The sequence below is a fragment of the Grylomicrobium aquisgranense genome, assembly GCF_033971865.1.
In the GTDB taxonomy this organism is placed as follows: domain Bacteria; phylum Bacillota_I; class Bacilli_A; order Erysipelotrichales; family Erysipelotrichaceae; genus Bulleidia; species Bulleidia massiliensis.
The window spans coordinates 123952-141811 of the sequence record NZ_JALBUR010000002.1; the positions used below are offsets into that span (position 1 = coordinate 123952).

At 47.1% G+C, this 17860-nt stretch carries 18 protein-coding genes; 6 read left to right on the forward strand and 12 right to left on the reverse strand.

Features of this window, described 5'->3' with window-relative positions:
- Window positions 1-103: 103 nt before the first annotated feature.
- From dnaA to MOZ60_RS01770, 10 genes are all read right to left on the reverse strand, one after another.
- A complete protein-coding gene (gene dnaA, locus MOZ60_RS01725; RefSeq protein ID WP_370595414.1) occupies window positions 104-1483 on the reverse strand; it encodes a chromosomal replication initiator protein DnaA in 1380 nt (459 codons plus the stop codon).
- 550 nt (window positions 1484-2033) lie between these two features.
- Complete coding sequence (locus MOZ60_RS01730) at window positions 2034-3437, reverse strand: ROK family protein (protein WP_370595415.1); 1404 nt, start codon at window positions 3435-3437, stop codon at window positions 2034-2036.
- Window positions 3438-3482: 45 nt separating this feature from the next.
- The gene (locus MOZ60_RS01735) at window positions 3483-4121 is read right to left on the reverse strand and encodes a Jag family protein (protein WP_277008988.1); all 639 of its coding nucleotides are present in this window, start codon (window positions 4119-4121) and stop codon (window positions 3483-3485) included.
- Window positions 4118-5011 (reverse strand): membrane protein insertase YidC, encoded by an 894-nt coding sequence (gene yidC, locus MOZ60_RS01740; protein WP_370595416.1) that lies wholly within the window; start codon window positions 5009-5011, stop codon window positions 4118-4120. Before yidC ends, MOZ60_RS01735 begins: the two co-directional genes overlap by 4 nt.
- Before the next feature lie 20 nt (window positions 5012-5031).
- The gene (gene rnpA, locus MOZ60_RS01745) at window positions 5032-5364 is read right to left on the reverse strand and encodes a ribonuclease P protein component (protein ID WP_108774609.1); all 333 of its coding nucleotides are present in this window, start codon (window positions 5362-5364) and stop codon (window positions 5032-5034) included.
- A 34-nt stretch (window positions 5365-5398) separates the two neighbouring features.
- Window positions 5399-5533, reverse strand: coding sequence for a 50S ribosomal protein L34 (gene rpmH, locus MOZ60_RS01750; protein ID WP_108774610.1), 135 nt, complete (start codon window positions 5531-5533; stop codon window positions 5399-5401).
- Between the two features lie 254 nt (window positions 5534-5787).
- A complete protein-coding gene (locus tag MOZ60_RS01755) occupies window positions 5788-6345 on the reverse strand; it encodes a cytidine deaminase family protein (protein ID WP_370595417.1) in 558 nt (185 codons plus the stop codon).
- The gene (locus MOZ60_RS01760; protein ID WP_370595418.1) at window positions 6236-7273 is read right to left on the reverse strand and encodes a nucleotidyl transferase AbiEii/AbiGii toxin family protein; all 1038 of its coding nucleotides are present in this window, start codon (window positions 7271-7273) and stop codon (window positions 6236-6238) included. The genes MOZ60_RS01755 and MOZ60_RS01760 overlap by 110 nt, the downstream gene beginning before the upstream one ends.
- A complete protein-coding gene (locus tag MOZ60_RS01765) occupies window positions 7270-8010 on the reverse strand; it encodes a DUF6577 family protein (RefSeq protein ID WP_370595419.1) in 741 nt (246 codons plus the stop codon). The genes MOZ60_RS01760 and MOZ60_RS01765 overlap by 4 nt, the downstream gene beginning before the upstream one ends.
- 354 nt (window positions 8011-8364) lie before the next feature.
- A complete protein-coding gene (locus MOZ60_RS01770; RefSeq protein WP_370595420.1) occupies window positions 8365-9144 on the reverse strand; it encodes a M15 family metallopeptidase in 780 nt (259 codons plus the stop codon).
- Between the two features lie 232 nt (window positions 9145-9376).
- Here MOZ60_RS01770 and MOZ60_RS01775 point away from each other — a divergent pair, with 232 nt between their 5' ends.
- From MOZ60_RS01775 to MOZ60_RS01795, 5 genes are all read left to right on the forward strand, one after another.
- Entirely contained in the window at window positions 9377-10324 is a 948-nt protein-coding gene (locus tag MOZ60_RS01775; protein ID WP_370595421.1) for a hypothetical protein, read from the forward strand.
- The gene (gene pth / locus MOZ60_RS01780; protein WP_277635513.1) at window positions 10321-10899 is read left to right on the forward strand and encodes an aminoacyl-tRNA hydrolase; all 579 of its coding nucleotides are present in this window, start codon (window positions 10321-10323) and stop codon (window positions 10897-10899) included. The genes MOZ60_RS01775 and pth overlap by 4 nt, the downstream gene beginning before the upstream one ends.
- A gap of 99 nt (window positions 10900-10998) precedes the next feature.
- A complete protein-coding gene (gene mfd, locus MOZ60_RS01785; RefSeq protein WP_370595422.1) occupies window positions 10999-14412 on the forward strand; it encodes a transcription-repair coupling factor in 3414 nt (1137 codons plus the stop codon).
- Window positions 14409-14681, forward strand: coding sequence for an RNA-binding S4 domain-containing protein (locus tag MOZ60_RS01790; RefSeq protein WP_108774615.1), 273 nt, complete (start codon window positions 14409-14411; stop codon window positions 14679-14681). The genes mfd and MOZ60_RS01790 overlap by 4 nt, the downstream gene beginning before the upstream one ends.
- A gap of 33 nt (window positions 14682-14714) precedes the next feature.
- Window positions 14715-15038: an FtsB family cell division protein gene (locus MOZ60_RS01795; RefSeq protein ID WP_245309380.1), complete on the forward strand. Its 324-nt coding sequence runs from the start codon at window positions 14715-14717 to the stop codon at window positions 15036-15038.
- A gap of 43 nt (window positions 15039-15081) precedes the next feature.
- Here MOZ60_RS01795 and MOZ60_RS01800 read toward each other — a convergent pair whose 3' ends face one another.
- Both MOZ60_RS01800 and MOZ60_RS01805 read right to left on the reverse strand, forming a co-directional pair.
- A complete protein-coding gene (locus MOZ60_RS01800) occupies window positions 15082-15363 on the reverse strand; it encodes a hypothetical protein (RefSeq protein ID WP_108774617.1) in 282 nt (93 codons plus the stop codon).
- Window positions 15364-15435: 72 nt separating this feature from the next.
- Window positions 15436-16956, reverse strand: a complete 1521-nt coding sequence (locus MOZ60_RS01805) for a bifunctional metallophosphatase/5'-nucleotidase (RefSeq protein WP_370595423.1) — start codon at window positions 16954-16956, stop codon at window positions 15436-15438.
- A gap of 76 nt (window positions 16957-17032) precedes the next feature.
- Here MOZ60_RS01805 and MOZ60_RS01810 point away from each other — a divergent pair, with 76 nt between their 5' ends.
- Window positions 17033-17803, forward strand: coding sequence for a tyrosine-protein phosphatase (locus tag MOZ60_RS01810; RefSeq protein WP_370595424.1), 771 nt, complete (start codon window positions 17033-17035; stop codon window positions 17801-17803).
- The last annotated feature ends 57 nt before the right edge of the window (window positions 17804-17860 follow it).

Below are 17860 nucleotides of genomic sequence, written 5' to 3' on the forward strand. Positions count from 1 at the left end.
AGCCTGTGGAAACTGTGGATAAAGCATGAAACAGCTTGTAGAAATGCATGTTTTCCAGCATTGGTGCGGTGTTGATAACCGGTGGATAACTGTGGAAAACTTTTTACTGTTTGATGGAATTTTCGATCTGCTGGATGGCGGTTGCCATGGCAGGGTCACTCTTGATCTGGCGGCTGACTTTGGTGCAGGCACTGATGATCGTGGAATGATCCCGCCCACCGAATTCTTCGCCGATCTTAATGTAGGACAGATTGAGCAGATGCCGGCACAGGTAGATGGAGATGTGGCGGGCATTGGCGATGTTCTTTGTTCTTGTCTTGGATGTAATCTGCTGGTGGGTCAGGCCATAATAGTCAGCCACAGCCTGGATGATTTTCTTTGGTGAAAGACCGGTCTTGTCTGAGACGACGGCCTGCGACTTCAGGGCATTCATGACGGTTTCAAAGCGGATGACACCGCCGTCTGGCTGGAACTGGATGGCATAGAAGAGCACTCTGTTCCATGCCCCTTCCAGGTTACGGACATTGCCGGAGAAGTTGGAGGCAATATAGGCCAGGCCTTCCGGGTCAACATCTTCAATGCCATAGCCGTTCTGGCGGATCTTCATCTGCAGGATGGCGAGTGATGTTTCAAATTCCGGTGAATCAATGCCGACGCTCAGACCGCTGGAGAAGCGGGAAATCAGTCTGTCTTCCAGTCCTTTGATTTCATTGGGCTGGCGGTCTGAGGCAATGCAGATCTGCTTGCGGTTATTGATCAGTTCGTTATAGATGGTAAAGAAGATTTCGTGTGATTTTTCTTTGCCGGCCAGAAACTGGATGTCATCGATCAGCAGCAGATCGACAGAGTACATGTACCGCTTGAACTGTTCGATCTTGTTATCACGGATGGCATTGACAACTGTTTCGACGAATTTCAGTGATTCGGTATAGTAGACTTTGCGGGTTGGATCATTCTTCAATACATAGTTGGCGATGGCCATTAACAGGTGTGTCTTGCCAAGGCCTGAATTTCCATAGATAAATAAGGGATTGAAGAACTGTCCGGGCTTGGCAGCACATGCCAGGGCAGCCGCATGGGATTCGCGGTTGCAGTCACCGACGACGAAGTTGTCAAAGGTGCGGTCCTTCTGAATGGGCATGGATGGAAAGGATGCTTCATCGAGATCCTGCTCAGAAAGGCTGTTAGAACGCATGACATTGTGCAGATCGTCCTTCCGGCATATTTCTACCGTGATAGGCGAATCGGCCTGCAGAATGTCTGTAAATGCGGCTGAGATCATTTCTGACTCCGGCTGCAGAATCTGTTTGTTGACGATCGTCGGGGCGAGGATGACAGCCTTGGACGATGTTAAATCGTACAGAGAACAAGGACGATAAAAATTATCGATGATCTCTGGCTCCATATTGCAGTTCATCTGCAGATATTGCAGTACCTTCCCCCAGACATCCTGAAGGTACATATCTTTGTTCTCTGTTATCATGAAAACTCCTGTATTGCTTGCTTACAGCACGACTATTGTAGGCATGCACGATGGTAAAATCCACATGAAAATTGTTGAAAACTATTTTCTCCACAATAGCAGTAAATGCAGATTATCCGATAAATACAGGTTAAAAGAAAGTTTTCCACACTTTTCCACAAAATTCAGGGTGTGGATAATTTGTGGAGAAAATATCCACATTGTGCATAACTCACAAAAATGTGGAAAATCATCAGAACATGACTTGTTTTTAACATTTTACTAACATGAAAAAACATGCATAAATACTGACTATTTTGCTGTTATCAACAGTTTTCAACATATGTGGAAAACTCATTTTGTGGATCGGGGAAAACACTGTTGAAAAGTGGTATGAAAATCCTGTTCTCCACCGTGTATAAAATTGTACGGTAGTGGAAAAGCCGGCTTGTTTACAGGCTTTTTAAAATATGTGGAAAACTCTTGCGGCAGAAAGTTATCCACTGTGGATGATGGGAATGTAAGACGGCTTTTCCACAGGAAAAAACCTCTGCAATAGATGCCAGAGGTGTCAGTATTTCATATGTTCCACGATGGTGTGACTGTTGAGTACTTCCAGACAGCGGATCATGGTGCCGGGCAGCTGGTAGCGTTTGAGACGGTTGACGTGGATGATTTCGGGAATATAGGCAGGTTCAATGTACTCTGACAGTGCATTGCATATTTCATCAGGGTCTGGACACAGTTCACAATAGTAGATGATTTTTGCCGGAGCAAGTGTGGAGATCAGGGACAGGATTGAGATGACTAACAGCTGTCTGGTACTTTCCGGCGTGATGTTATCTGATGAGATGTTGGGACAGAATGCTTTGAGCAGGTGGTGCATTTCACCGGCATGGTGGGCATAGCCAAGGCGCAGCTTTCCATCCATAATCAGCCCGGCGCCAAGATCCACCTGGCCATGGGGCATGAAGCAGAAGGCCATGTCGTCACTGTCTTCATGCATCGCATGGTAGCCAAGCGCCATGGCATTGACATCATTCAGGATGATAGCGGGATGGTGATAGCGTTTTATGATGGCATCGGCGAGGTTATAGTGATCAAAGTCGGAATGTTCAAGGTTGAGGAAGCCATGGTTGGCAACGCCTGGTAAGGAAATACCGATGGCATCGATGTTGTGATGGCGCATCATCACATAGTCCAGCAGATCGAAAAGGTCCTGCAGCGTGATGTCAGGCTTAATGACTTCTTTGTCCAGGGTTATACTGCCATGGTCATAGATACGGTAGCCAAAGCGTGTCTGCTGGCGGTGGCTGATGACAGCGATGGTCAGGATGCGGTATGGATTGTCATAGATGGAACGCAGTGGAATGTTTTCTTCGCCAATGCTTTCACCAATGTGCTGCATATATTCTTTCTGCAGCAATCCCAGCATTCTGCCGGCATCATAAGCCGCAAAAATATCTGCGGGAATCCGGATTACAAGCTGATCGTGGAAGACTTCTTTGACCTTTTTGTACTGGAAATGAATCTGTGGGGCCAGCAGGATGATGTCACAGTCAAAGCCCTTCTTATACAAATCAGAGAAGCAGACTGCCGAGAAGACAAAGTCTTTATGAAGAATTTCGGCAGCCTGGTTAAGCTGCTGGGCAAAGAAGGATGTAGTCAGTCCGGATGTACAGCAGAGTACAACCTGCAGAATACGCTTACGGGCGGTTTCCTGCAGCGAGACAAGCATCTGATGGATCAGATCCTGATCATGTTCTTTGTCTTCAATATGAAAGTGCAGGTAGAACGTGGTCTTGCCTTCTTTGTCCTGGATGCAAAGCTCGACAATGTCCTCAGGATAGATGTTGATACTGCCATTTGCATTTGATGAGACAAATTGATAGTGGTCTTCTTCTTTGTGCAGATCAAAGCCTTCCACATGGAGGCTTTTAATCCATGTACAGCATTCTTCCTTTGTCCATTTCATACCTTAATAATAGATGAAAAAAAGAGATATCGTACACGATATCCCTTATGCTTCTTCACTTTCTGCTGTATTTTCAGCAGGTTCATCCGCATCCGGTACATAGCGGATGCAGACATGGCGGCTGGCACCTTCACCTTCGGATTCTGTGCGCAGATTATGCCATTCATTAAGCTGCTGGTGAACGACTTTGCGCTCATCATTCGGCATCGGATCCATTTCCACATCGACATGGGATTTCTGGACCTGACGGCCAAGCTTCTTGGCAAGGAAGCGCAGCTTGGAATAGCGGTCTTCCTTGTAATGGTTGACATCAATCAGAACGTTGATTCTGCTCTTAAAGGCGGCGTTGACAGCACTGCGGACAACAGTATTGAAGGCAGACAGTGTCTTGCCATTGTGGCCGATCAGAACAGCATTGTTATCCGCATTGAGGTTGACGATGAAGCCATTGTCTGTTTCTTCGATCGCAACTTCGATGTCTTCATCAATGCCGGTGAAATAATCACCAAGGTAGTCAAAGATGAATTCTTTGACATCTTCCATCGTATAGACGTCGGCACTGACGGTGCCTTCTTCTTTGTTATCGCTGGTGATGACGTACTTAAGATCCTGGCTGGAAACACCGTTTTCTTCAGCGGCTGCTTCCAGAATCTCTGCAATGGAACTGCCGGTATAGTTTTTCATGCTTTCCTCTTTTCTGCCTGCCTGTGATCGATGTATTTCTGCACAATGATCGTCTTTACAATTGTGACGCAGGAGTTGATTGTCCAGTAAACGGTCATGGCAGTCGGCCACATCAGACCGAAGATCAGGATCATGGCCATCATATAGATCTGCATGAGTTTCTGCTGGTTGCCGCTTGTTTCTTCAGGCTTGCGGTGCTGCTTGGCAGCAGCGGCTTCTGCCTTCTTTTTAGCGAAGTGCATCGGCAGATACATGGACACAAACTGTGTCAGTCCCATCAATGCAAAGATGAGCAGATACATCCACTGGCCCTCTTTCATGCCAGTCAGCGGTGTTGTCTTGAGGTTCAGTCCCATAAAGGAACCATTCTGTACAGCAGCGGCTCTCTGGACGGCCATATACATTGCCATCAGGATCGGCAGCTGCAGGAAGCTTCCGACCATGGTGCCCATCGGATGAATATCATGACTGGCATACAGCTGCTGCATTTCCATAGCCATCTTCTGCTTGGAAGCAGGATCGTCACGGCCTTCATACTTTCTCTGCAGCTTCTGGATCTCAGGCTGAATCAGCTGCATTTCCTGGGAACCAACGGTTCCCTTGATGGTTGCGGCAGCGAGAACGCCATTAACAATGACGGTGATCACAGTAATGGCAAGGCCGACACCCATCTTCGGCGTCATGTGGTTGATGGCCTGTGCCAGCGGCCATACGAAGATGGCACTGAACCAGTTTTCATCACTCATGACCTGTTTGAATGTTGTTGTTGTGTCAATCAGAATGATATTGCCGGAGCTGTCACGCGGAACAGTACATCCCGTAAGTGTTGCGGCAATTCCCACGAACAGAAGCACTGTGAGAATCTTCTTTGTACGAGGCTTTAATTTCATCGTAATCTCCTATTTGTAAACTACTTTATTGTAGCGTCAGTAAGTAGTTTTTCCAATATGTTTTTGTTTGCTGCATAGCTGTGATCCCGATAGGAAAACCGCAGAATAATCACCCCATCCAGAGGATAATTCTGAAAGTCTATCAGGTCCTGGCACATCATTCTCACCTGCCGCTTATACAGGTTGCGGTCAACCGCATGGCCGATCTTCTTCGGCAGTGAAATTCCAATCCGGGCTTCTTCTTCCTTCTTCGGCAGATAATAAAAGATATACGCAGGAGATACCTTCTTTTTGCCGGTATGGATGATCTTCTGAAACTCCTCTGCTTTTCTGACTCTGTTTTTCTTCTTCATGATGAATAAAAAAACCACCCCGCGGTGGTTGATTTCAGGCGGAAAGTACCTTTCTGCCCTTTGCACGGCGTCTTGCTAATACCTTACGACCGCCTACTGTAGCCATACGTGCTCTGAAGCCATGAGTCGCCTTGTTTTTTCTTTTGCTAGGCTGGTATGTTCTCTTCATTCATGCCACCTCCTGTTTTTTACATGTTTAGAACAAACGCTTTTATATAATAATAGTGAGGTTTGTCAATGTCAATTTGATGTGTTTGAAAATTTGCGCAAATTCAGCTGCGCAACAGGAGGAACACTCACCTATTGTATGAGATAGAAAATGCCATCTGCCGCAGGAATTCACCTGTTGCAGATGGCATCTTCTCAATCATCATAAATATACAGTTTTTCTGCGAATTAGCATCCGACCTTTTGTTTAGTATGCTATCCGATCCACCACTCCGGCGTCAGTTCTCCGAGTGTCACTGCCTTCTCCTGCTCATAATCCAGCATGATTTCGATGTCTTTGTATGCCGCCAAAATCAGCTGCACCCTCAATTCCCTGCAGGCTCCGCAGGGAGCACCAGTCTTACCGTTTGGCATGACAGCCAACACCTTACAGATCTCCTGTTCCCCGTTCGTCAGCATATTGAAAATAGCATTGCGCTCAGCACAAATTCCGTGGATCAAGCAGGTATCTACACATACTCCGGTATAAATCCTGCCGGAAGAGGAAAGGATGGCCGCAGCCACGCCGCCTGCCTCGACATAATCTGAAATCTTTCTGCTGTTTTGCACAGACCTAGCTGCATCATAAAGCTTTCGCCAGAGCCAGTTGTCCTTCGTCATCAGGTTGACATGTCCTGTTCTTTTCTCGCGCATGAGAGGTACATCAATCGAGCATCCTTGTGGCTTCCACAAGATAGCCATAAGCTTCAAGATTTCTCTTCCGGATATAAGCGAGGCGTTTATATTGATCGCCTGCAAGACGTTCTTTTGCATATCCTGCTGCATCAGCAATCTTCGGATAATCCGTCTGTGTCAAAGCACTGGCGGCAAGACACATCACTGAACATGCTTTCTCAGCAGCGATTTCCGGTGTAAATTTTTTTCCAAGAATATGATCCGTCAGGGAGCGAATACCCTTCAGGTATTCCACATAGTCCTCTTTATTATATTCGCCACGGCTGATAATGCTGATACATGCCCGGATGGTGTCTTTCAGGACTTTCTCTTTTTCCAATTCCAATCCCCGAAAAGCCAGTTCTTCTACAACGGCTTTGTCATAGGTCGCACGAAACTGCTGCTGATCCTGCATTTGCTCTGCCAAGGTGGCAACATCAAACATTTGCTTGGCAATCTCCAGTTCTTTTCCCTCCCCCAGCAGGACACCTATGGTATGCGGGGCGAAAGCAGTCAGCTTGTCACCCAGAATGCATTCCATCGTTGGCATAGTTACCACAAGATCTTCCGGAGCTGTGACAAGTAGATCATTACGAATGGGCTTTGTCACAACCTGGTCATACGGAGATTCCATGAAAACAATATCCAGCAATATGTAAAACTCTCTCTGCCGGACGGGGGAATAGTAGATAAATTTGAAGTGGCGTTTTTCTATATTGTTCCGCCCCTTACGGATATCCTCTTTCTTTCGCAGAAAGGGGAAGATGGTTCCCGCCTGCTCAATGTAGCTCTCCACATCAGTCCCCGGATCCACAATGATGTCGATGTCCGTGGATAGCCTGATCGGATGATCCAACAGGAGCATCAGGCTTGTGCCGCCCTTAAAGGTAAACTTCATCCCTACCTTAACGAGCGCCTCAAGAAGTCCAAATGCGTAAAGGACCCTCTCCAATAGGCCCGGATCTGTTTTGTACCTCGCCTGCAATTGGCGAATATAGTCAAGATCATAGATTTTCTTATCAATCATGTCCATTCCTCTGATCTCAGCTCTATATTAGTCTCATCCTCAATAAATTTTCGGATGTCAGATTTAAGATGACGCCTTCCGGCATAGCGAAAAAGCGCCAATTCATTGATCGCATATTTGCCAAATGCATCTTCGTATATCTGTCGATACTCAGCCCGCTCGATCAACTGGCCTGTCAGTTTCCGGCTGAATATGTCCACCAGCAGCTTTTCAAGTGAAGCCTGTTTGCTTCCCGGTTGTGGTGCCGGAGTTCCGGATATCAATTTCTGGACGATAATCATATCGTCCGCGCGATACCGGTAATACTCCTCTATACCAGGATTCAGCAGCACCCGGGGATACTTTTCCAGCAGCATATCAAAGACTGTTGTCTCCAACCCACTTTCCACTTCGATAAAGTAAGCGTTATGTGCCAGTTGGTGGTTCACGAACTCATTCCACTGATAAAGCTCCCATGTCTGATATGTGATCAGCGGATACTCTTTATCAATCAAACCAACCAACTCATCCATCAGGGAGGATGCCTTGAAATGATATGGCGATTTCACGGAAGTTTTTGAATAATGTCCGCGTCCAACCTTCATGATCCGCCCGTCGTCCTGAAGATCCTGCAGTATGCGGTATGCCTTCCGGTCCGAATAAGCTGCCTCGGATTCTTTTACCATCCCAACAAAATCCTTTGTGGTAAACGATGGTTTTTCTTTCAAGAAGCTTGTGATTCGATTTTGTTCGTTCATCCCCGCCACCTCATTCAGCATATTGCAGTTATGTCACTTTTCTAAAAAAATGACGTAATTGCATACATACTATGCATCATGTCATTGCCAATTTCAAGTTTAGTTATGTCACTTTTTATTATTTTTGACATAACTGCATAGCGGGGTAGGGACGGCCTGATTTATTGGTTGTCTGTTTTGGAGCAGCCGCCATATGGACAGACAATCTTGCCCGCATGGCTCGCTGCTCGCGGAAATAAAAAAACGCTTACCTCTCATTCGCAATGAATTCATAGGTAAGCGCCCGGCTTCTACCGAATTATTTATTTGTGAAAGATGAAACTGCTAAAGAAAAACAGCCGCGGGGCTGTTTTGTTAATTGCTGGAACTGAAGTACTCCTCCATCGTCTCATCCGGAGAGATGGCATACATGGCATTGGCTGTATCTGTGCCGACATAGCGGTAATGCCAAGGCATGAAGTTGTACTTGGTGATGGATTCCTTGCCTTTTGGATAGCGCAGAATGAAGCCATACTCATGGGCATGTTCATAGAGCCACTTGCCGGCATCTGTATCTGCGAAGGCTTCGGTCTGACTTGTTGTATTGACATCATCGGTCAGATCCACGGCAAGACCGAGCTGATGTTCGGAATATCCTGCCTTTTCACATGCTGTGATGGCCTTGGCTTCTGTCAGCAGCTGCACCTGGCTGGAATACAGCTTGTCCTGATCATCATAGCTGCGGTATCCAGAAGATACATACAGTGTGATGCCGGCATCGGATGCGGCCTTGACCATGGCTTCCAGCTGGGTGGCAGCTTCTGCACGGATTTCAAAGACGCTGGAAGTGCTTTGTACATTTTCCGGATCAGCAAGATCAGATGGTACATAGGTAGGATCCAGTGATGCAGTATCCTTGTTTAACAGATACGTGTAGCTGTTGATATCAGAGGCTTCTGCCGGCAGCGTGCTGGCTGCCGTAGAAGCAGCAGCCGTTGTTTTGGCATTTTTGGCAGTGATCTTCTGCTCATCATTGTTGCGGCGGTAATTCAGAATCAGGCCGATACCAAGGGCAGCAACAAGTATCACAATTACGATTGTAATGGTCAGTTTTGGATTAAAGCGGAATCCTTTTTTCTTTTTCTGCTCAGACATAAGGTACCTCGGGAACATCTGTTCCGCTAACATGGTAAAAGACATATGTTAAAATTGCAAATCTGATGGCATTTTCACAATGTCTGCTTTTGGCTATAATGTCAAAGACTGCAGGAAGTTTCTGCAAGAAAATGGAAGGCGGCATGGCCGCTGGATGACAGGAAAAGGAGGAAGGCGTTTCCAACTGCTGGATGTGGGCAGATCCGCGCCGATCAGAACTATGAGCAAAGGAATGACATTTCTTCTGTATGCCCTGATGATTTATATGGTTGTCAGAATGATGATCATGCAGAAAAGCAATAAAAGAATGGATAAGGTGATCAATGTTGTCAGGCTGCTGGACAAGGAGAATGACTTCTTTCAGGCAGTAGATACAGAGATTGAGGCTTCCACAACCGTGGAACAGAAAACAAAGTTTCAGATTCTCAAGCTCTGGGGTACAGCGTATCACAACCGCTATGAGGAGAAAGATTTTGACGGCCAGCTGGCTGCTATTGACCTGGAAAATCTGAAACAGGAAAAGAAGATGTCCGAGGATGATTCCTTCTTCTATTACTTCCTTGCTATTCCGAACATTCTGCAGAAAGATGGACAGGAAGACAGGATTAAAGCAATGTATGACCATCTTGGCGGTGATCTTGCCTGGTATCAGACACGTCTGGATTATCAGCTGTCCCTTGCCTGCCTGAAGTTCTATAACAAGGAAGATGATCTTGGCAGAGCCTTCTTTGAAAAGGTCATGGATGGTGATTATCAGGATATGACATATTCCAAGCAGTTGATCGGTCTGTATAAGCAGCTGACATCTGCCATGCTTGTCAAACTGTATGAAGACAATGGTGAACAGGACAAGATGGATGAGATGATGTCCGTTGCCAAAGAGTTCAACCAGACAAGAATTGGTGAGGCATGGCTGAAGAATATCGGTGTGCATATGGCCGATGAAAAAAAGGATGAGGCTGAATCCGGAACGGATCGTGAAGAAGATACAGCTGCTGAAACAGAAAATAAGGATGCAGGCTTGCATGAGGATCAGCAGGAAAGCAGTGAATCTGTCAATGCGGAAACAAATACAGAGACAGATGCGAAGGAACAGACAGAGTCCGCATCCCGTGATGCGGAAGATCTGATGGCTGCTAACAGTGATTCTGGTACGTCCTTTACGGAGGAGAAGAAATGAAGCTGATTGCGGGGCTTGGCAATCCTGGCAAAGAGTACGAGAAGACCAGGCATAATTCTGGCTTTATGGCCATTGATCTGCTGGCTGACCGTCTGGATACCGGCATTGATGTGAAAAAGTTTAATGCTTTGGTGCAGACCGTGCGGATCCAGGGACAAAGTGTTCTATTAATGAAGCCGCTTACCTATATGAATGAAAGCGGCAGTGCGGTTGCCCAGGCAGTCAATTTCTATCATATCGACCCATCTGATATTCTGATCCTGCATGATGACATGGATCTGCCAACGGGTTCTGTGCGGATCCGTGCTTCTGGTTCTGGCGGCGGTCAGAAAGGCATGAAGTCAATCATTGATGCGTTAAAGACGGATCAGATTGCCCGTGTGCGGATCGGGGTCGGCCACAGTGCAGCCGGTGAACATGATCTTGTACCGGACTGGGTATTGTCACCAGTGCCAAAGGCAGAGCGTGATGTGTATGATGCAGCTTTGCTGGATGCATCCAAAGCAGCCTATGACTGGGTATTCCGTCCGTTTGATCAGGTGATGAACGATTATAATATTAAAGCAAAAAAGTAATTCTGCAGCCGTGCAAAGTATGATGCACGGCTGTGTTTGTGATGCTAGAATAACTTGGCTTATGAAAGGAGCAGGCTTATCAGCGAGAAATATACAGGTATGCCAGAATGGCTGGCCGGCTGTCTGAAGGACAATGAAGCCGTCCGGATGCTTAAAGAAAACCGGGGACCATTGCCTTTATCATCTTTGATGCAGGAAGCACTTGTGATCAGTGCATCCTATCTGCAGAAACCCCGTCCCATTCTGGTTGTAAAAAAGAATCTGTATCAGGCACAGCGTCTGTTTGAGAGGGTTTCATCCCTACTCTCTCAGGATGAATGCGCCCTTTTTGGCGCGGATGAATCGCTGCGCATGGAAGCGCTGGCCTCTTCTTTGGAGATTACAGCCGGCAAGGTAGATGCACTTTCTTCCCTATTGGAGAAGCCTGCACAGGTTGTTGTCACATGTCCTTCCGGCTATCTGCGCAATCTGCCCTTCCCGGCTGACTTTGCGGATGCCTGCATGATTCTGAAGGTGAATGATGTCATCAGTATGGATGATCTCAAGCGGAAACTGCGTGCTGGCGGTTACAGTGAGACAGCGCATATTGATCAGCCGCTGAGCTTTGCCTGCCGCGGCGGCATCGTGGATGTCTTCTCGATCAATAATCCGCAGCCTGTCCGTATTGAATTCTTTGACAATGAGATCGACTCCATCCGCTTCTTTGATCCATCTACACAGAAGACAGTGGAAACGATTGATCAGGTACGGATCGTACCGGCATCAGATGTTCTGTTTAACGAAGAACAGCTTTCTGTCATCCGCACAAAGGCGGAAAAGGTATTAGCAGAAAAGAATGATGCCCTGCTGTCTGGTGAGATTGAAAGTGATCTGGATGCTTTGGATCATCATATCCGGGAGCCAAGGATGTACCGCTATACGGCACTGCTGGACAAGACGGCATGCCTGGCGGATTACATGGGACATCCGCTGATTCTGTATTCCGATCAGGATGCGGTCTTTGATGGGGCAAAGCATCTGATGGAAGAGACAGCCGTCTATCTGCAGGAGATGGTATCGGAAGGCAAAGCACTGCCTTTTTATACGATGTACCATGATATTCATCATGTGGCATCTGACTGTACAAAACTGCCGGAAGATCCCCTGACATCGAATATCTCTAACATTCAGGAAGTGCATGTGCCTAATGAACCGCTGGATATCAAATTAAAGCTGATTGATGTACCGGGAAAGAATGTCATTGTCCTGAATAAACGTGAACAGGATACTGTCAAGGATACATTGAAGCAGCTGAAGATCCGTTATCATGATCTGAAAGATGACGGTGAGATTCCGGATGGGATTTCCTTTTATACGGGTGAATATCCGGAAGGATTCCTGCTGGCAGATGCCGGTGTGGCAGTGTACACCTCCAATGAACTGTTTGAAGTGCGCCATCATCACAGCCGCTATGAGAAGAAGTTCTCTTCTGCTCAGGTGATTTCCGGTTATGATGAGCTGAATCCAGGTGATTACGTAGTGCATGCCCAGTATGGCGTCGGTCAGTATGTCGGTATTGAGAATCGTACGATTCAGGGTGTGCGCAAGGATTTCCTGAAGATTGTGTATCGCGGCGATGCCGAGCTTCTTGTGCCATTGGAACAGTTCAAGCTGGTACGCAAGTTTGTTTCACGTGAGGGTGTTGTACCGCGATTGAACAAGCTGGGCAGCGGTGAATGGGAGAAGACACGGGCGAAGCTGCAGGAGAATGTCAATCATATTGCCGACCGGCTGATCGCACTGTATGCCAGCCGTGAACAGCATATCGGCCATGCCTTTTCACCTGACAATGAAATGACAAGACGGTTTGAAAACAGCTTTCCGTATGAGCTGACACCGGATCAGCAGAAAGCGGTTGAGGATGTCAAGCGGGATATGGAAAGCGACAAGCCGATGGACCGTCTGGTGTGCGGGGATGTTGGCTTTGGCAAGACAGAAGTAGCGGTGCGTGCTTCCTTCAAGGCGGTGTCGGATGGCTATCAGACAGCCGTGCTGTGTCCGACAACAATCCTGGCTGAGCAGCATCTGCATACCTTCCAGAAGCGGTATGAGGGTTATCCGGTAACGATCCGTGTGCTGGACCGTTTCCAGTCTGCTCAGGATGTTAAGAATACACTGGAAGGGTTGAGCAAGGGTACCGTGGATATTGTCATTGGTACGCATCGTCTGCTGTCCAAAGATGTGCATTTCAAGCAGCTTGGCCTGCTGGTGGTGGATGAGGAACAGCGCTTTGGCGTGGAGCATAAAGAGAAGATCAAAGAGATGAAGAATGGCATCGATGTGCTGACATTGAGTGCCACACCGATTCCAAGAACCCTGCAGATGTCTTTGATCGGCATCCGTTCTTTGTCACAGCTGGAGACACCGCCCCGCAATCGCTACAGTGTGCAGACATATGTGGCAGAGAAGAATCAGGGATTGATTGTAGAAGCCATTGAGAAGGAGCTGGCAAGACATGGCCAGGTGTACTATCTCTACAACAACATCCAGCAGATTTACAATGTGGCAAGAACGCTGCGGCATCTTTTGCCGGAAGCACGGATTGGCATTGTGCATGGACAGATGGACCGTGAGGACATTGAGGATGCGATGATGCGGTTTACCAATCATGAAGTGGATGTGATGGTATGTACGACGATTGTGGAAAATGGCATCGATATTCCCAATGCCAATACGATCATCATCGATAATGCCCAGGATTTCGGCCTGGCACAGATGTATCAGATCAAGGGCAGAGTGGGACGTTCTGACCGTGAGGCATATGCGTATCTGCTGGTGCCGCCAAGGAAGCAGCTGTCTGAGGTGGCAGCGAAGAGACTGCAGGCGGTGCGTGAGTTTGCGACGATGGGATCCGGCTATAAGATTGCGATGCGGGATCTGACAATACGCGGTGCAGGTGATCTTCTGGGTCCGCATCAGTCTGGCTTTATTGATACGGTTGGTATCGATATGTACATTGAAATGCTGGAAGAAGCGATTCAGAAGAAGACGCATCCGGAACAGGAAGAAAAGAAACCTGCGACAGAAAAGCATGCGAATGTATCAGTATCCGGGTATATTCCAAAGAACTTCTCGGCGAATGATTATGATAAGCTGGATCTGTATCATCAGATTGAAAATATCAGGACAAGAGAAGAACTGGATGCGTATGCGGCCGGGATTGTGGACCAGTATGGAAAGCTGCCAAAAGCTGTGCAGACATTATTCCTGAAGAAGAAGCTGGATCTGTTATTGAATGAGCCGTATGTACAGAGTTACCGGGAAGTGAACGGACAGCCGCAGATCACGTTCTCTACCCTGTTTTCCTCACAGGTGGATGGTGTGAAACTGTTTGAGATTTTCTCCAATATTTCCAAGGATATCCGCATTCGGTATACAAATAATACGATTATTGCAACGCTGCCCAGAACCAAAGATGTGCTGGACATGTCGATTCAGGTGATGGAGTCAGCGTGGGAGGCAAGGAAGAAATGAGAATTGACAAATATTTGAAGGCTTCCAGAATCATGAAAAGAAGGACGATTGCCAATGAGCTTGCGGCCAATCAGCGGGTGGAAATCAATGGCAAGGCTGTCAAGCCTTCGCATGAGGTGAAGGTTGGCGATGTGGTGGCTGTAACCTTTGGGTCCAGACGGCTGGAGGTGCGCGTGCTGTCGGTGGAAGAGGCAAAGAAGAAAAAAGATGCCTCGTCAATGTATGAAATCATCGGGGAATCACGGGTTGGAGAAGCTTCCAAGGATTGAAGGTTTCTGCTGTGCGTGGTATAAAACTTGTGTATGGCACAGATCAGAAAGAGAAAAAAGAATAAGGCAAAGAAGCTGTCACCGCTGATGAAGCTGTTTTGCGTGGCAGTGATCTGCGTATCAGGATGGCTGATGTTTTCCGTGGCGAAGGAAGTTGTAACGACGGTAAGGCTGCGCAGCCAGCTGTCTGATGCGGAGAGCAAATATGCCCAGGTAAAGGCTGAGAATGAGAAGCTGACCGATCAGAAGCAGAAACTGCAGGATCCAGATTATGTGGAAAGCTATGCCAGATCCAATTACAATCTGTCAAAACAGGGTGAACAGATCTTCTATCTGCCTGAAGATACAAGCAAGTAATACGAAGAACAAAGACAGCGTGCCAAGGCACGCTGTTTTCATGTTACATATTGTTTTCTTTCAGCACGGGTTCAATATGTTCTTCATAGATGCGGTTGAGCCTGACACCGGTATCATTGATTTCTTCTTCATTCTGCAGTCCCTTGCGGACATAGAAAGAGCGGTAATCCAGCAGAAAGTCATTCAGGCTTTTCTCCGGAATATCAAAGAGAACGTCTTCCCCATTGTATACCGTTCTGACAATATACTTTGTCATGGTTTCCACAGTCTGTTTCAGAAACAGAAAATCTTTGGCACTGACTTCAAATGAGACCATTCTCTTCACCCCTTTTCCTCATTATAAGGCAGAATTGCATGAAAAAAGCACAGATTGTGATGAATCTGTGCTGTGTTCTGGTCATAGCGTGACGGTAATGTTATGCACTGGTTCAAAGGAGATGACTTTGTGCTCCATGATGTACTTTGCCAGGATTTCGACCATGGATTCACTGTATTCTTTGACAACCGGCGCTCTCTTTAACATGTCATAGTTGCCGCCGCCGGCAGCCCGGTAGTTATTGATGGCAAGCGTGAATTCATCATCATCCTGCACCGGTTTTCCGTTTCTCATCAGATCAGAGATTCTTTCACCAGGGTCATTGGCCACATGGATGGTATAGGAGATGCCATCCAGCATGTCATAGTTGTAATGCTGCGGCTTCGGATAGTCATACAGCGGATTGACGCCAATGGATCCCCCTGCTTTCAATGTGAAGAACTCAGCATCTTTTTCCAGATATTCCTTCAAAACCTTTCCGGTGACTTTCTTGACAACGATCGTATTGGGAAAGACATACGTGCTGACAAGGTCCCGCATCGTGATGTTCTTGTTAAACCCTTTGGCATGCAGGAACAGGGCATTGGCAGCCAGATCTGCACCAGTGAAGTCCATTGTTACCTTGTTCAGGAAAGTCACAACCTGTGACTTGTGCAGACGGGCTTCGTTTTCATCGGGGATGGTCAGATCCATGGTGGTTGTGCCAAGCGGTGTATCCAGCCATTTCTGGCATTCATCTTCCTCTTTCTGCACACGTTTCAGCATGTCTTCATCTGCCTTTGCGTCACAGTCGAGCAGATTGATTTCGATGTTATGAATTTCCGGGTAGATATCAATGCAGGCCAGCTGGGCACCATTGGCACTTGTCTGTGTATAGTACGTGTTGAACAGTTTTCCCTGCAGGCTGCGGTGCTGGTGGCCTGAGATCATGATATCAATGCCGGCAACTTCCCTGATCATCTGGTATGCCTGGTTTTCACCCGTGAGATCCTCGGTTGTTTCACCTGTCTGAAGATCACGCTCAAAGCCGCCATGGTACATACATATGACATAATCTGGATTTTCCAGACGGCGGATACAGTCTACTGTCCTGCGGGCTGCCTCAACGGCATCCACGAAACGGCTGTGCGCAATGTGGTCTTTCTTTTCCCAGTGCGGGATGTATTTGGTTGTCAGGCCAAACAGGGCAATGCGCACACCATTGATTTCACGCAGAACATAGGTTGGCCCATAAGGCTTGCCATGGAACAGCCAGTTATTGGTGATACAGGGGGCCTTCAGGTTCTGCAGGTGCATCATCAGTGCTTCCTCACCATAGTTGAAGTCATGGTTGCCGACGTTGACATAGTCATAGCCGATTTCATTCATGACCGTGGTGACCGGGGAGACATCATCAGGATGATCTGTATAGTGATAGAACATCAGCGGTGAGCCTTCCAGCACATCGCCATTATCCAGAATCAGAGTATTTTCATCCCTGAGGGAATCAATCATGGTTTTGATGCGGCCAAAACCAATATTTGCATTCATGCCGTCAGCGTAGCTGTACGGAAAGATATAACCATGGACATCAGATGTTGCCAGAATTCGGATTCGTTTCATAAATAATCTCCATCAGGCCTGTATTATAGCGCATCAACTGGCGAATCAGACAGTTTTCGGGTATGCTTGTCATCGTATGAATGAAAAATGGTTATTTCGCAAAGAACTGAATTTTCGTGATCTTGGCGGTCTGCCCACCAAAGATGGAAAAAAAGTCAAAGCAGGATATTTTTATCGCAGCAGCGGTCTGTATTTGCTCAATGAACAGGAAAAGCATGAATTAACGCAGATGGGAATCAGAGCGGTGCTGGATCTGCGTACAAAGCAGGAGATTCAAAGAAAGCCGGATCCGGACCTGCCGGGGATCAAAATGTTGCAGCACTCGGGGGTTGTGTCTAAGGGCGGTGAGGATATCGACTTTTCACCAAAAGGCATGATGAAGACCGGCAAGGATGCGGCCGAACAGAAAGCAAAGCTGACAGCGTATTACCAGGAGATGCCCTTTGGCAATCAGGCCTTCCAGGTTCTGTTTGATGAGATCAAAGCCGGTGATGTGACGATTCTGTTTCACTGCGCCACGGGCAAAGATCGAACCGGTGTGGCAGCGATGTTATTACTGCTGGCACTGGGATGTGATGATGAGACAGTCTTTCAGGATTATATCTATTCCAACGAATGCAGAAAGCCATTCATTGATGGCAGTATGAAGGGACATAAAGAACAGATTGCAAAGAATCCTGAACTGCAAGAACTGCTGCAGATGAAGGATGGTGTTTCAGAGAAGATTGGCAGAGATGTCATTGCCAATATCCATCACAGGTACCCTGATCTCAATGAATTCTTTGAGAAAGAATATGGTCTGAGCAGGAAGGATCTGCAGGATCTGAAAGATAAGTATACGGAATAAGAAAGCGCATGGAAAAAAGAGGTGCCGCACTCATATGAAAGTGAGTGGACATCTCTT

Bases quoted from the DNA above. Each gene is read 5' to 3' on its own strand.
- dnaA (WP_370595414.1), bottom strand. From the start codon at position 1,483: ATGATAACAGAGAACAAAGATATGTACCTTCAGGATGTCTGGGGGAAG.
- MOZ60_RS01730 (WP_370595415.1), bottom strand. From the start codon at position 3,437: ATGAAATGGACAAAGGAAGAATGCTGTACATGGATTAAAAGCCTCCAT.
- MOZ60_RS01735 (WP_277008988.1), bottom strand. From the start codon at position 4,121: ATGAAAAACTATACCGGCAGTTCCATTGCAGAGATTCTGGAAGCAGCC.
- yidC (WP_370595416.1), bottom strand. From the start codon at position 5,011: ATGAAATTAAAGCCTCGTACAAAGAAGATTCTCACAGTGCTTCTGTTC.
- rnpA (WP_108774609.1), bottom strand. From the start codon at position 5,364: ATGAAGAAGAAAAACAGAGTCAGAAAAGCAGAGGAGTTTCAGAAGATC.
- rpmH (WP_108774610.1), bottom strand. From the start codon at position 5,533: ATGAAGAGAACATACCAGCCTAGCAAAAGAAAAAACAAGGCGACTCAT.
- MOZ60_RS01755 (WP_370595417.1), bottom strand. From the start codon at position 6,345: ATGCAAAAGAACGTCTTGCAGGCGATCAATATAAACGCCTCGCTTATA.
- MOZ60_RS01760 (WP_370595418.1), bottom strand. From the start codon at position 7,273: ATGATTGATAAGAAAATCTATGATCTTGACTATATTCGCCAATTGCAG.
- MOZ60_RS01765 (WP_370595419.1), bottom strand. From the start codon at position 8,010: ATGAACGAACAAAATCGAATCACAAGCTTCTTGAAAGAAAAACCATCG.
- MOZ60_RS01770 (WP_370595420.1), bottom strand. From the start codon at position 9,144: ATGTCTGAGCAGAAAAAGAAAAAAGGATTCCGCTTTAATCCAAAACTG.
- MOZ60_RS01775 (WP_370595421.1), top strand. From the start codon at position 9,377: ATGACATTTCTTCTGTATGCCCTGATGATTTATATGGTTGTCAGAATG.
- pth (WP_277635513.1), top strand. From the start codon at position 10,321: ATGAAGCTGATTGCGGGGCTTGGCAATCCTGGCAAAGAGTACGAGAAG.
- mfd (WP_370595422.1), top strand. From the start codon at position 10,999: ATGCCAGAATGGCTGGCCGGCTGTCTGAAGGACAATGAAGCCGTCCGG.
- MOZ60_RS01790 (WP_108774615.1), top strand. From the start codon at position 14,409: ATGAGAATTGACAAATATTTGAAGGCTTCCAGAATCATGAAAAGAAGG.
- MOZ60_RS01795 (WP_245309380.1), top strand. From the start codon at position 14,715: ATGGCACAGATCAGAAAGAGAAAAAAGAATAAGGCAAAGAAGCTGTCA.
- MOZ60_RS01805 (WP_370595423.1), bottom strand. From the start codon at position 16,956: ATGAAACGAATCCGAATTCTGGCAACATCTGATGTCCATGGTTATATC.
- MOZ60_RS01810 (WP_370595424.1), top strand. From the start codon at position 17,033: ATGAATGAAAAATGGTTATTTCGCAAAGAACTGAATTTTCGTGATCTT.